The organism is Campylobacter sp. BCW_4338 (genome assembly GCF_001763255.1).
Classification (GTDB): domain Bacteria; phylum Campylobacterota; class Campylobacteria; order Campylobacterales; family Campylobacteraceae; genus Campylobacter_D; species Campylobacter_D jejuni.
Window position 1 is genome coordinate 22,659 of record NZ_MJYJ01000055.1, and the last position, 13,939, is coordinate 36,597.

The 13,939-nt window shown below is 28.8% G+C and carries 13 protein-coding genes and 1 pseudogene; 9 read left to right on the plus strand and 5 right to left on the minus strand.

Annotation, left to right across the window (positions count from 1 at the left end; all coding sequences use genetic code 11):
- The 8 genes and pseudogenes from purQ to AJN69_RS06010 all read left to right on the plus strand — a co-directional run bounded on the left by purQ (position 1) and on the right by AJN69_RS06010 (position 7,296).
- Positions 1-673: pseudogene (gene purQ, locus AJN69_RS05975) on the plus strand (phosphoribosylformylglycinamidine synthase I).
- The gene (locus AJN69_RS05980; RefSeq protein ID WP_070287658.1) at positions 645-1,841 is read left to right on the plus strand and encodes an SH3 domain-containing protein; all 1,197 of its coding nucleotides are present in this window, start codon (positions 645-647) and stop codon (positions 1,839-1,841) included. Before purQ ends, AJN69_RS05980 begins: the two are co-directional and overlap by 29 nt.
- A complete protein-coding gene (locus tag AJN69_RS05985) occupies positions 1,822-2,514 on the plus strand; it encodes a lysophospholipid acyltransferase family protein (protein ID WP_044778765.1) in 693 nt (230 codons plus the stop codon). Before AJN69_RS05980 ends, AJN69_RS05985 begins: the two co-directional genes overlap by 20 nt.
- A complete protein-coding gene (crcB, locus tag AJN69_RS05990; protein WP_002861248.1) occupies positions 2,508-2,876 on the plus strand; it encodes a fluoride efflux transporter CrcB in 369 nt (122 codons plus the stop codon). Before AJN69_RS05985 ends, crcB begins: the two co-directional genes overlap by 7 nt.
- 72 nt (positions 2,877-2,948) lie before the next feature.
- The gene (gene htpG, locus AJN69_RS05995) at positions 2,949-4,775 is read left to right on the plus strand and encodes a molecular chaperone HtpG (protein ID WP_002921604.1); all 1,827 of its coding nucleotides are present in this window, start codon (positions 2,949-2,951) and stop codon (positions 4,773-4,775) included.
- The gene (locus AJN69_RS06000; RefSeq protein WP_002872637.1) at positions 4,772-5,089 is read left to right on the plus strand and encodes a rhodanese-like domain-containing protein; all 318 of its coding nucleotides are present in this window, start codon (positions 4,772-4,774) and stop codon (positions 5,087-5,089) included. The genes htpG and AJN69_RS06000 overlap by 4 nt, the downstream gene beginning before the upstream one ends.
- Complete coding sequence (locus AJN69_RS06005; protein WP_044778764.1) at positions 5,089-5,523, plus strand: hypothetical protein; 435 nt, start codon at positions 5,089-5,091, stop codon at positions 5,521-5,523. The genes AJN69_RS06000 and AJN69_RS06005 overlap by 1 nt, the downstream gene beginning before the upstream one ends.
- Before the next feature lie 3 nt (positions 5,524-5,526).
- Complete coding sequence (locus tag AJN69_RS06010) at positions 5,527-7,296, plus strand: Na/Pi cotransporter family protein (RefSeq protein WP_070287657.1); 1,770 nt, start codon at positions 5,527-5,529, stop codon at positions 7,294-7,296.
- On the opposite strand, the gene AJN69_RS06015 is transcribed toward AJN69_RS06010, so the two are convergent.
- The 5 genes from AJN69_RS06015 to mltG form a co-directional block, all read right to left on the minus strand.
- Entirely contained in the window at positions 7,293-9,101 is a 1,809-nt protein-coding gene (locus AJN69_RS06015) for a penicillin-binding protein 2 (protein WP_070287656.1), read from the minus strand. The genes AJN69_RS06010 and AJN69_RS06015 overlap by 4 nt on opposite strands.
- A gap of 6 nt (positions 9,102-9,107) precedes the next feature.
- The gene (gene fliE / locus AJN69_RS06020) at positions 9,108-9,404 is read right to left on the minus strand and encodes a flagellar hook-basal body complex protein FliE (protein WP_070287655.1); all 297 of its coding nucleotides are present in this window, start codon (positions 9,402-9,404) and stop codon (positions 9,108-9,110) included.
- Between the two features lie 6 nt (positions 9,405-9,410).
- Positions 9,411-9,905, minus strand: a complete 495-nt coding sequence (gene flgC, locus AJN69_RS06025; RefSeq protein WP_070287654.1) for a flagellar basal body rod protein FlgC — start codon at positions 9,903-9,905, stop codon at positions 9,411-9,413.
- Positions 9,906-9,914: 9 nt separating this feature from the next.
- Complete coding sequence (gene flgB / locus AJN69_RS06030; RefSeq protein ID WP_002854879.1) at positions 9,915-10,346, minus strand: flagellar basal body rod protein FlgB; 432 nt, start codon at positions 10,344-10,346, stop codon at positions 9,915-9,917.
- A 79-nt stretch (positions 10,347-10,425) separates the two neighbouring features.
- Entirely contained in the window at positions 10,426-11,427 is a 1,002-nt protein-coding gene (gene mltG / locus AJN69_RS06035; RefSeq protein ID WP_070287653.1) for an endolytic transglycosylase MltG, read from the minus strand.
- Between mltG and AJN69_RS06040 the strand changes: the two genes are divergently transcribed.
- Positions 11,342-13,912, plus strand: coding sequence for a DUF3971 domain-containing protein (locus AJN69_RS06040; protein WP_070287652.1), 2,571 nt, complete (start codon positions 11,342-11,344; stop codon positions 13,910-13,912). The genes mltG and AJN69_RS06040 overlap by 86 nt on opposite strands.
- The last annotated feature ends 27 nt before the right edge of the window (positions 13,913-13,939 follow it).

Genomic DNA, 13,939 nt, shown 5'->3' on the forward strand with positions numbered 1-13,939 from the left:
ATGAAAGTTGCTATTATTAGATTTCCAGGGACAAATTGTGAATTTGATACAGCTTATGCCTTTGAAAAACTTGGAGTAAAAACGCAGATTGTTTGGCATGAAGAAAAAGAATTTGATACAGATTTAGTTGTTTTGCCAGGCGGATTTTCTTATGGAGATTATCTAAGATGTGCAGCTATTGCAAAACTTGCTCCTGTTATGCAAGGTGTTTTTAATCATGCAAAAAAGGGAGGATATATCTTAGGTATTTGTAATGGTTTTCAAATTTTACTTGAAAGCGGTCTTTTAAAAGGTGCAATGAAGCATAACAACAATCTTAGTTTTATCTCAAAAAACCAAAATTTAAGAGTAGTTTCTAATGATAATGCCTTTTTGAAAAATTTCAAAAAAGATGAAATTATTAATTTACCAATTGCCCATGGAGAGGGAAATTATTACGCTGATGAGGCTACTTTAAAAGAATTGCAAGATAAAGATCTTATTACTCTAAAATACGAGTCAAATCCAAATGGTTCTGTATTTGATATCGCAGGAATTTGTGATGAAAACAAAAAAATCTTTGGACTCATGCCACATCCTGAGCGTGCTTGTGAAAAAGTTCTAGGTAATGATCTAGGTTTGAAAATGCTTAAAGGCTTTTTATTTTGAAAATTTTATTAACTTTAATTTTTAGTGTTGTTGTATTGTTTGGCAGAGGTGAAATTTCTGTATTTAGCGGCCAAGATGAAAATATGCAAAAAGAATTACAAAAATTACCCCAAGAAGAACAAAAAATTTATCAAAATATTCCGCCAAGCGATGAAAATAATGACTTTGAAAGCAATGTAGATGATCCTTTTGTAGCTAAAGGGAGTTTGGTTCTTACAAATGATGAATATCCAAGTAGGGTATATGTTGGAGAAGTTTTTCCTATTACGATCTATGCTCGCACTACGGAAAATACAAAATTTGATTTTAATATAAGCGTAGAAAAAACTAATTTATCTTTTTTAAATCCAGATGTAAAATGGGAATTTATCAATAACGAATATAAAACAACTTTATGGTTTGAAGCTAAAAATTCAAATGCTAGTTTGAGTAAAATTTCTATCAAACTTCTTAGAAATAATGAAGCTTTTCAAGAGGCTGATATCAATCTTAATCCTATCAAATTTGAAAATACTTTATCCAATAAAGATTTTTCACACCTTGTGGCAAGTTCTTTGGAAATTAAAAAAGTTAAAGCGAGTTATTTTGATGATGCTAATATCATTATGATGGTAGAACTAAACGCAACCAATGCAAATCTTAAAAGCTTTTTTATAGAAGGAATTCAAAAGCAAGGCATTGAAAATTTAAAAGGGGATTTTAATGCTTCTAGTGCTTTTTATTATGCTATTTTGCCATTAAGTAAAACAAATTTTGAATTTTCGTATTTCAATAAGGACAGTAAAAAGCTTGAAAATATAAATTTAAAACTAAAAATTAGTGACGATGAGATCAGCACTCAGAGTGATTTAAATCCTGTAAATAAAGACTTAAATATTTATAAACAATATACCTTATGGTTTTTAGCGGTTTTATTTGGAGCTTTATTTGTATGGAGAAAAAATTACATTATTCTGGCTTTGGCAGTTGTTTGTTTTGCGCTTAGTTTTCTTGTAGATACCAATACTCAAAATGCAATTATCAAGGCTGGTTCTAGGGCTAAAATTTTACCTACAGAGCCTTCAACTTATTTTTATACGGCAAATGCAGATGAAAAAGTAGAAGTTTTAGGCAAAAGACAAAATTATATTAAAGTACTGTTTTCTGATGGAAAAATAGGTTGGGTTAATAAAGATGATTTACAAAAAAATTAAAGCTCTTTATTTTTGGATTTTTTTTGTTTTAAGCGTTGCTTTGGTGGTTTTTTGTTTTTACTTTACAAAATCTCAAAACACACTTTGGAAAATCCGCAAAATTTGGGCTAAATTTCAAAGATATACCATCTCTTATAAACAAGAAATCATTGGTACTTTTAATCCACAAGCTCAGATGATTTTAATGAATCATCAAAGTGCTTTAGATATCATTGCTTTAGAAGAATTATATCCTAAAAATTTATGCTGGATTGCCAAAAAAGAATTAGGAGAAATTCCTATTTTCAAAGTCGCTATGAAAAAACCAAAACTTCTTTGTATAGATAGAAAAAATCCGCGTGATTTGGTACGAGTTTTAAAAGAAGCAAAAGAAAGAATTAGCGAAGATAGGGTTTTGGCTATTTTTCCAGAAGGAACTAGATCTAAAAATGAAAAAATGCTTAAATTTCAAAGTGGAGCAAAAATTTTAAGTGAAAAATTAAATCTTAAAGTTCAGCCTATTTTAATTGTGGATTCTGCAAAAATTTTAGACACAAAAAGTTTTAGTGCAAGCAGTGGAGTACTTAAAATCATTTGTATGGATTTAGTCGATACAAATGATGAAAAATGGCTTGAAAACACCAGAAAAAAAATGCAAGAATTGCTCGAGCAAGAAAGAGCTAAGCTTTGCTAAATACCCTTTTAGTTGTTGGTTTTGGGGGATTTATAGGGGCAATCTTAAGAATGCTTTCTATAAATTTAGTGAATAAATTTTTTCCTTATTCTATCAGCCTTGGAACTCTTTTTGTTAATGTTTTGGGTTCTTTTATCATAGGACTTTTGTTTTCTTATGCCCAAAATAAAGGTTTATCTCCTTTGCTTAAAAGCTTTATAAGTACAGGTTTTTTAGGAGCTTTTACAACTTTTTCTACTTTTTCTTATCAAAATTTACTTCTTTTGCAAAGTGGAAATTATCTTTATTTTGCGTTAAATATTCTCTTAAATGTCTTTCTTTGCTTATTTGCCGCATGGCTTGGTTTTATAATTTTCAAATAAATCTTTAAATTTACTTTAGAATTTGTATTTTTTGCTAAAATACCACTTTAAAAAATTACAAAGGAGATTAAAATGCAATTTCAAACCGAAGTAAATCAGCTTTTACAGCTTATGATACACTCTTTATATTCTAATAAAGAAATTTTTTTAAGAGAACTTATTTCAAACGCAAGCGACGCTTTAGATAAGCTTAATTTTTTGAGCGTAAGTGATGATAAATATAAAAGCTTAAAATTCGAACCTAAAATTGAAATCAAAATTGACAAAGATAAAAAAACTTTAAGCATTAGTGATAATGGTATAGGTATGGATAAAGATGATCTTATCAACAACCTTGGAACCATAGCAAAAAGCGGTACTAAAAGCTTTTTAGAAAATTTGAGCGGTGATGCTAAAAAAGATTCTCAACTCATAGGACAATTCGGAGTAGGTTTTTATTCTGCTTTTATGGTGGCTAGTAAAATCGAAGTTTTAAGTAAAAAAGCTTTAGATGATAAAGCTTATCTTTGGAGTTCTGATGCAAATGGTTATGAGATTGATGACGCAAACAAAGAAGAACAAGGAACAAGCATTACTTTATATTTAAAAGATGATGAGTTTGCTAATACTTATAAAATCGAAAGCATTATTGAAAAATATTCTAATCATATTCAATTTCCAATTTTCATGGAAAAAGAAGAATTTACTCCTGCTAAAGAAGGCGAAGAAGAAGGGAAAACTGAACTTAAAATTTCTCAAATCAATAAAGCCAATGCTTTATGGAGAATGCAAAAATCAAGCCTTAAAGCAGAAGATTATGAAAGATTTTATGAGCAAAATTTTCATGATTCAAACAAACCTTTACTTTATCTTCACACTAAAAGCGAAGGAAAATTAGAATACAATTCTTTATTTTTCATACCACAAAATGCACCTTTTGATTTATTCCGTGTGGATTATCAAAGTGGCTTAAAACTTTATGTAAAACGCGTATTTATCAGTGATGACGATAAAGAACTTTTACCAACTTATTTGCGTTTTGTGCGTGGGATTATCGATGTAGAAGATTTGCCGCTTAATGTAAGCCGTGAAATTTTACAAGAAAATCAAATTTTAAAAGGTGTTAAAGAAGCTAGCGTTAAAAAGATTTTAGGTGAACTTGAAAAACTAAAAAACAATGATAAAGAAAAATACTTATCTTTCTTTAAAACCTTTGGCAAGGTATTAAAAGAAGGACTTTATGGTTTTGGTGGAGAAAAAGATGGTCTTTTAAAACTCATGCTTTATAAAAGCACTAAAGGTGAAAATTTACGCTCTTTAGAGGAGTATAAAAATGACCTTCAAGGCGAACAAAAGGAAATTTTTTATATAGCAGGAAATAATGAAAGTTTATTAAGAACCTCTCCTTTACTTGAAGAGTATAAACAAAAAAATATAGAAGTTTTACTCATGGACGATGAGATTGATTCTTTAGTAACTCCTATGCTAGAATTTGAAGGTTTGAAATTTGTAGCCATCAATCAAGTAGAAGATAAAAATGAACTAAGCGATGAAGAAAAAAATACTTTTGCTCCACTTGTAGCTAAATTTAAAGAACTTCTAAAAGATCAAGTTGAAGATGTAAGACTAACCAGTCGTTTAAAAGATAGCCCAAGTTGTATAGTTTATGATAAAAATAAACCTGATTTTGCTATGCAACAACTCTTAAAACAAATGGGTCAAGAACAAAATTTCAAACCTATTTTAGAAATCAATCCAAAACACGCTATTTTTACAGGTCTTAAAAATAACGAAACCTTTAGTGCAGATATAGCAACTTTGGTTTTAAATATGGCAAAACTAAGCGAAGGTATGGGTGTGGATAATCCTGCTGAATTTAATGCAAGCCTTACAAAAATCATCAACAAGGCTTTTTCATGATAGAAAATATCCCTGCGAGTCTTTGGACAAAGCAAGATTTAAACGCATATCAAATTTTTGATGTGCGTACTCCTTTAGAATGGGAAGAAGGCATTTTACCTAATGCGCAATGTGTAGCTTTATATGATAATCAAGGGCTTTTAAATGCTAAATTTTTAGATGAATTTCAAAGCAAAAGAGATGAAAATAAAAAACTTGCTTTTATTTGTCGTAGTGGTCATAGAAGCATGGTTGCAGCTGAATTTATAGCTGAAAAATTGGGACTTGAAAGCATCAATTTAGATGGCGGAATGCTAGCCCTTAAGGGTTATTAATGCTAGGAATTTATTTACTCATAGCAGCTTTGTCTTTTTTAGCTCTTTATTTTGCTGTTAAAAAGCTTACTTTAAATATAGATGAGCGAACTCTTTTAGAGCCTATTAAAATGGATATTTATCCGAAATTTTGTGATTTAATCGATGAAAAAATCAGAGAATTTAAAGAAAATATCCAAAATGCTAATTTAGCATTAAAAATTTCTGATCAAAAAGATGAATTTTTAGAAAAACTTGGGGATTTAAGCAGGGAGCTGACTTTCATACAAACCATGAATTTGAGTAATAAAAACGATAGTATCTGGCAAAATGAACTTTTTTCTTTTTTAAAGGAATTGGAAAATTTATTACTTGAGTATCTAGAAAAAGGGGAGGAAGAAGCTGAAAATTTAAGAGAATTTCTGATGAATGAATTTGAAAAATTAAAAGGTTAGGTATTGCAAGAGGAAAGAAATTCTTTAAAATATTTTAAATTTATTTCATGGAGCATTTTTACTTTAGTTCTGATTTTTATTTTAATTCGTTATGATGGGCTTGCCAATCTTTTAGCAGGAGTGGCAATACTTCTTATTGGAATGACTAATTTAGGTATAGGTTTTAAAGCTTTTAGTGGTGGTTTGCTTGAAAAAATTTTAGCAAAGTCAACTGATACAAAGATAAAAAGTATACTTTTTGGTACTTTAAGTACTTTAATTATGCAATCTTCAACTTTAGTTTCTATTATTACGATTTCTTTTTTGAGTGCAGGGCTTATTTCTTTAGGTGCGGGCATAGGGATTATTTTTGGAGCAAATTTAGGAAATACGGCAAGTTCTTGGCTGATTGTTGGTTTGACAAATATTAAAATTTCAATGTTAGCTATCCCACTTTTGATTATTGGAGTATTATTTTTCTTTCAAAAAGATAGTGTTTTAAAGGGTTTGGGTAATATTTTTATTGGTATAGGATTTTTCTTTTTGGGTGTGGATTATATTAAAAGTGGTTTTGAAAATTTTAAACATATAATTGATCTTTCTCGCTTTGATTTTGCTGGTTTTAAAGGAGTTTTTGTTTTTTTAGGATTAGGTGCTTTGCTTACAGGAGTTATACAATCAAGCACAGCTACAATGGCTATTATTGTTGCTGCTTTACTTGCTGGACAAATCAGTTTGGAAAATTCCTTAGCAGCAACTTTAGGTACTAGTGTTGGAGGGGTTGTAACGGCTGTTTTAGCTTCTTTAAGTACCAATATTGAAGGAAAGAAATTAGCGTTTGCAAATTGTATTTTTAATTTTGGTATAGCTTTTTTAATAGTGCTTATTTTTCCTTATTTTATACATTTTCTTAATTTTTTATCCATTGCATTAAACATAGAAGATATAGCTTTGAAAGTAGCATTATTTCACACTTTGTTCAATTTAATTGGTGTTGTGTTTTTTTCATTCTTTACTCCTCAAATTGTTCTTTTTTTAAATAAGTTGGTAAAAGCTCCTAAAGATAAGAATAAAGACAAACCTTTATATCTTGATAGTAGTTTGGTTAAGTTTAGTGACACAGCCATCGAAGCTTTAAGGAAAGAAAGCGAGCATCTTTATAACAATACCTATGCAATTGTTGCTCATGCTATAGGTTTTAGTCGTAAAGATATACAAAGTGATAAAAGTTTTAAAGAAATTTTAGAAAATAAAAGGTGGTTTAGTAAAAATGTGGATTTGGACTATTTGTATCAAACTAGGATAAAGGTTCTTTTTGAAGCTATTATTGATTTTTCAACTAAAGCACAAGTTTATATTAACGATGAAACAAAGAATCATAAAATTTTTACCTTTAAGATGGCAGCTAAAAATTTAGCCGAAACAACTAAAAATTTAAAAATTATCCAAGCAAATATTAAGAAATATTCTAGTTCTTCTAATGAATTTTTGGCTTTAGAGTATAATAAAATTAGATCGAATTTAGGAGAGCTTTTAAGAAGTATCGAAGAGCTTAGAGTGGTTGAAGATCGTGAAAAGCTTTATTTGATTATTAAAAATCTTCAAAAAGGAAAAGAAATTTTAAAAGAAATCGATACTTTAACCTTGAGCAATGTTGAACATCTTATTTCAGTAAGAAAAATCACAACAGCTGAAGGAATTTCAATACTTAATGATACAACTTTTGCTGCTAAGATTGCTGAAGAACTTATAGGTGCTGTTGAGGTGATATTTTCTAAAGATATATCAAACTAGTTGTTTGTGCTAGTTTGGTTATTGTCTTGTATAGGCGTTAGAAATTCTTCATTGATTAAAATATCAACAACATCTTTAAACATAGGCAAAGCGCTTTGTGCAGCATAATAACTATAAGGTTTAGTAGGATGTCTTACGAGAACTCCTATGGTATAGGCGTGATTTAAATCATTTGCAAAACCAAAAAAGGATGCATTGTAGCGATTTGAGGTGTAACCTTGTCTTTCGGCTATTCTTGCCGTTCCTGTTTTACCTCCTGCAATAATACCTTGTGTAATTGCCTTTTTTCCTGTTCCTTTTTCTATAACATTTATAAGAACATTTTGCATCGTTTTAGCAGCTTCACTAGAAAGAATTTTTTCTTTTTTTACATCATTATCAAGATTTGTAAAGCGTCCATTTTGATAGAATTTTTCAGCTAAACGCGGTGTGATATAAAACCCATCATTGTTGAAAACATTATAAGCTGCAAGGAGTTGTATAAAGGTTGTTTTAAGTCCATAACCATAACTTAAAACAGATTTTTCTATATCTCTTAAGCGCTTAGGATTTGGAATTTCTCCTTTTTGTTCATAGGGTAGGTCAATACCACTTTTTTCGCCAAATTTAAATATTTTAAGTCCTGATACGATTTCTATATTGTTAAGTCTTTTAGCAATTTGTATCATGCCTATATTTGAAGAATATCTTATAACTTCCTCCATAGTCATTTTGTCCATTTTGTGATCGTCTTTGATGGTGAAACGTCCTAGCTTATAAGAACCGCCATAAGTATTAATTACTTCATCCATTTTTATTTTACCAAGTCTTAAGGCTGTTGTAAAGATAAAAGGTTTGATAACAGAACCTGCTTCATAGCCGTATTCTATAGCGCTTGCATTAAGAACTGATAGATCTTTTCCACGATTTTGCGGGTCATAGCGCCTTGAGCTTGCTAAAGCTAAAATTCTTCCTGTTTTGCTTTCCATTACCCCAACGATGATTTCATTGGCTTTTAAATCCTCATTTCTTTGATCTATGGCTTTTTCTATGCTTTTTTGTAGTTTCAAAGAAAGATTTAAATATAAATCACAACCATTGATCTTTTTTTGTTGTAGTGAATTTAGATTTAAAATAATATTTCCACCTATATCTTTAAGTCCTTGAATTTTTTCATTTTGAACAGGACTTAGACATTCATTGTAGTATTTTTCTAAACCTTTAACTCCTATATTTTTTAAAATTCCACTTTCTGGATCTAATATCATTTTAGTATAACCGATAATAGGAGTAAAAGAATCTTTTGACATGTAAATTCTATCTTCTTCATGTTCGATGATATTTAATCCTCTTGTTTCAACTCTTCCAGAATTATTTGTAAAAGCTTTGAAAAAGCCTTGTATATAAAGTTTTTTAGCAAGGTCTTTAAGGTAGCTTGCTTGCTTGGAATCTAAGTTTTGTAAAAGAACAAAATTATAAGAGCGTTTTTTTTGATTTTGCATTCTTTTTTTAATATCTGCTATTTGATCGTTACTTATCCCACTATAAATTTGAAAAAGCTTTAAAAATAGATCAAATTTATCTTTGTTGACACTTCTAAGATCAATTTCAGCGCGATAAATTTGTTTAGAACTTGTGATAGTAAAATTATCTTTAGTTATAATCGATCCTCTTAGAGCAAGAGCGTATTGATCTTTTTCAGTGTTAGGTATATGACGTTTTGATGTAAGAAAAAAAGTAGAGCTGATAAAAATAATCATAAACAAAAGTGCCATGCAGTAGGCAAAGGCAACTTTTGAAACCCTATTTTTTTTATATTCTTGCATTAGGGTTTAAATTTGAGTTCTTGTGATTTCTTTATAAGCACTGATCGCTTTATTTCTTACTTCTAGCATAAATTTCATACTGCTTTCAGCTTTAGTGATAGCTATAGCTGCTTGATGTAAATCTTTTACTTGTCCTGTGGCAATGTCTGTCATTGCAGCTTCTCCACTTTCTTGTGTTTTATTTAAATCATCGATTTCATTTTTAAGCATCTTGGCAAATTCATCACCAATTCCTGTGGAATTTTGACTTTTGTTGGTATTTGAAATATTATTATTTAATCTTAAATCATTAATATTGTTCATTTTTTATTATCCTCTTAATAAATCAATCGCACTTTGAGCTATAGTTTTTGCACTTGTAAAAGCACTTACATTGGCTTGATAAGCTCTTGTAGCTTCAATCAAATCTGCCATTTCAATAACAGGATTTACATTTGGATACGCTACATAACCTTCAGCATTTGCATCAGGATGGCTTGGATCATACTTCATGCGAAAATCTTTATCATCTCTAACCACTTTATCCACTACAACACTTTGAATAGCAGGTTTAGCTTGTTCTGGTGAACTTGGATCATTTAAAGGATTTTCATATTTTAAAAAATTATTATTTTTGTTAATTTGCTCATTTAAAAGCTTATCAAAATCTGTTGCTTTAAAGATCACTTCGCGTCTTCTATAAGGCCCACCCTCAGCTGTTCTTGTAGTGTTTGCATTAGCTATATTAGAGCTAATAACATTCATTCTAAAACGTTGAGCACTTAAACCATAACCACTAATATCAAAATCACTTAAGTATGCCATAATTTACCTTTAACTTAATTTAGAGCTTGCATCAAGTATAGAACTAAAGATATTGCTTTGTCTTCTTAAAACTCCATCAAGAGCTGTTATCATAACTGTATTTTTACTCATTTCTGTGGTTTCCACATCTAGATCAACAGTATTTGCATCATTTCTTGCTAAATGTCCGTCTCTTAAGTAAATAGTAGATTTACTAGGATCTGGAAATTTCCAAGGTTTTTGATGTCCTTCTTCAGTTACAGCTAATTGCAATTCTTTATTATCATTTTTTTTAAAAATTTCATTTGCACGATTTACCAAAGCTGTTTCAAATTCAATATCTCTTGCTTTATAAAAAGGAGTATCAACATTTGCAAGATTGGCATTGATAAGTTGATTTCTTAGATTTCTACCCGCTAAAGCACCAGTGACTAGTTCTTTTGATTTAAATGGGTTAATCATTTTTTATCCTTTTTATAATTTTTAATATTAACAAGCAAATACTGTTCCAATTTAACTATTTTGTATAAAAATATCAAAATTATTTTCCTTTTTGTAAATTTATGGCTTTATTGTGATCATCTATATTTGTGCTAAAAATATGAACTCCAGTATTTTTATCACGCACAAAATATAAATAATCTGTCTTTAAAGGAAAAATAGCTGCGCGAATAGCAGCTAAAGAAACATTACAAACCGCTTCTTTAGGCAATCCTGTAAATTTATAGGTATTATAAGAGCTATTATCTTGTCTTATTCTTTGTGGGGTAACTTTTACATGGGAGTAAATTCCATAATTTAAAGTTCCATCCATTTGAAGCTTCATACCTTTTTTAAGTCGATTATAAATTACGCTTGCAACTATAGGCATTTCATTGTCATTAGCAGCTTCTTTTTGTATTACAGAAGCGATGATGATATATTGGTGCCATTTTTTTGGATTATAATCACCAAAAATTTTCTCAGAAGTTTTTTTATTGGAAATTTCAGCATGGTTTAAAAGCATTTGAATGAGTAGATTTTCTGTAATACCTTTTGGGATTTTATAAGTTTCTGGTAAAAAAACTCCTTCATCATAAGGAGCTTGAGCTTGAAATTCTTTTAAAAGTATATCTTTATCAAGTCCAAGTTGTTTGGCTGCTTGTTCTAAAAAGATTACACTTGTTTCCCCTGGGATAAGAGTAATGGTTTGAAGTGCTGCTTTAGCAATAGTGAGTTTATGTAGAAATTCAGCTCTATTTAAATCTTTTGTACCTATGTTGATCCAGCCTGATTGAGGGTGTCCTAAAAAAAATAAAATATATTTATCAATACTACTCATCTGATATTTATTTTGCTTTAAATATGTTATAATTTGAGAAATTGAACCTTGGGGAATAAATACCACAGAATTGCTTTTTAAAGGCTGAGTTAGATAATAAAAAATCCCCAAAATAAATATCAAAAAGAAGTTGCGTATGAAAAAGAAAATTTTATATATTGTTGTATTTTTTGTTGTGCTTATATTAGCTTTGTTTATAGTGCTTAAAAATGGGATTGTCATCTCTAGTATCCAATTTGATTTTTTAAAATTAGAACAATTATATATTAAATTAGATAAAAAATTAATTGTACGAGCAAAAAATATCACTATAAATGAGACTCAAAATTCCGAAATTTCATCACAAACTCACTCTTCTGATAATGCTTCAACAGAGATTTTAAAAATAACAAAAAATTTAAAATATCTATATACTTTTGTTGAAGAGATTGATATACAAAATTTAAATATAAAAGATAATCATGTGCGTATTTTATTTAAAGATAATGAATTTTTTATAGATAATGATTTATTGTTTTTAAAATTAACATTACAGCGTCAAAATAAAGAACTTATAGCTGGTATTAAAAAACTTTTATTAAAAGATTATGATTTAAATATTGATGGAAATTTAAGTATCAATACTAAGAGCGAGTTTTATTATTTTCAAGGTAGAGCAACCGGAGAATTGCTTGACTTTAACGCAAGTATCTCTTACAAAGATAAAAATTTAGCTTATAAAATAGAAGATTTAAATATTAGAAATATTACGGAAATTTTTAAAAGAGTTAATAAAAGAATAGAACTTCCACAGAGTTTAAATCTTTGGATGGCATATAGGGCTAAGGGAGAATTTTATCATTTAGATTATTTGCAGGGCTTTATAGATTTTACTAAAAATAATTATTATTTAGACAATATTAGCGCATCAGGTTATGTTAATAATGTCAAAGTTCGTTTGGATGATAAAATGAATGCTATTGAAATTCCAAAACTCGATTTAAATTTAAACAAACAAAAGCTTGATTTTGTCTTTAATAAAGCTTTCTATAATGGTGCTGATTTAAGTTCTAGTAAGGTTTATCTATATGATTTATTTGATGAAAAAAAAGCTGGGATTTATTTGCGCATTAAGTCTAATAATCTAAAATTTGATGAAAAACTTGCTAAAGCTTTAGAAGATTATCATTTTTCATTACCTTTTTATCAAAAAAGCGGAAAAATTAAAAGTGATTTAGAGCTTAAAATTGATTTTCATGATAAGGGTGAAATTTCTTATAGTGGTATTTTAGCTTTAGAGAATGCTAGTATTTCTTTGACTGATTTTAATATTACAAAAGCATTTGTCAAATTAAATCAAAATAATTTAAATATAGAAAATGCTAGTGTTGAAAATGGCTTTTTAAAAGCTGATTTTAATGCTAAATTTGACTTGCAAAAACAGCAAGGAAATTTCAATACTCAGATTTCAAGGCTTTATTTTGACAATGGGGAGCTTTTAGATTTAAAAAATCAAAATGTAGAAGTAAAATTAGATTATTCGCAAAATGTTAACATTAGCATTCCTCAGTGGAATTTGATTTTAAATTTTAAAGATGGACTTGAGGCTAATCTTAGTAATCCTAAGATTTTATTTTCATTTTCTCCATTGCTTAAAAAGTTTGGGTTTATCGATGCTAAAAATGTTTATTATAAAACTTTAAATTTCGAAGATTTTAATGCAAGCGTTAATGATGCTTATTTTAAAAATAATTTACTTATCAACGGTCAAACTCCTTATGAAAATGATAGCTTTGATATTGTAAAAAATAAGGGCATTATGGAAATTCATACTCAAAGTGATACAGCAAGTGCTAAAATAAGTTCTGATAATAAAGAAATTCATTTGAAAAATTTAAGTTATATTTATAGAAAAGATTCCAACTCTTCAAATTCAACATTTGATATTTCTACTAATACCCAAAATATTAGTTTTGGTGGAGCAAATGTAGCTTTAATTTTGCCAGATTCTAATAAAACTTTGGCTTTTGATAGGGTAGAGGCTGATTTAAAAGGCAATGCTTTGGATCTTAAAGGTTCTAGAGGAAATGCAAAATTTGATCTTTATTATTCTTCTAATGATTTAAATTTAAACGTTAGCAATATTGATGATAATTATTTAAATGAGTTTTTACAAAAACAAGCTGTTCAAGATGGAGTGTTTAACTTAAGCATAAAAGGAAGTGGATTGGAGTATTTTGATGGGCAGATCGATTTTAAAAATACTTATGTGAAGGATTTAAAAGGTGTAAATCAGCTTATTTCCTTTATCGATACTGTACCAAGTTTATTGATGTTTAAATCTCCAACTTTTAATCAAAAAGGTTTAAGCTTACATGATGGAAAGATTATTTTTAATAGAAAAAAAGATCTTTTAAGTGTTTCGGCTATTAATTTAAATGGCGATAGTGTAGATATATATGGTTTAGGATCGGCAAATTTAAGATTAAATACAGTGGATTTTAGTTTAGAGCTTAAAACTTTAAAATCAGCTTCAGAAGCTATATCCAAGGTTCCAATTTTAAATTATGTAATTTTAGGCAAAAATCAGGAAATTAGCACAAACTTAAAAATAGATGGAAGTATAGATGACCCTAAATTTCATACCGAAATTTTAACAGATACCCTAAAAACCCCTTTTAATCTTATTAAAAATATCATACAACTTCCTGCTAATTTACTTAATTAAAAATATTTAAAGTTTGTTTGAAAACTA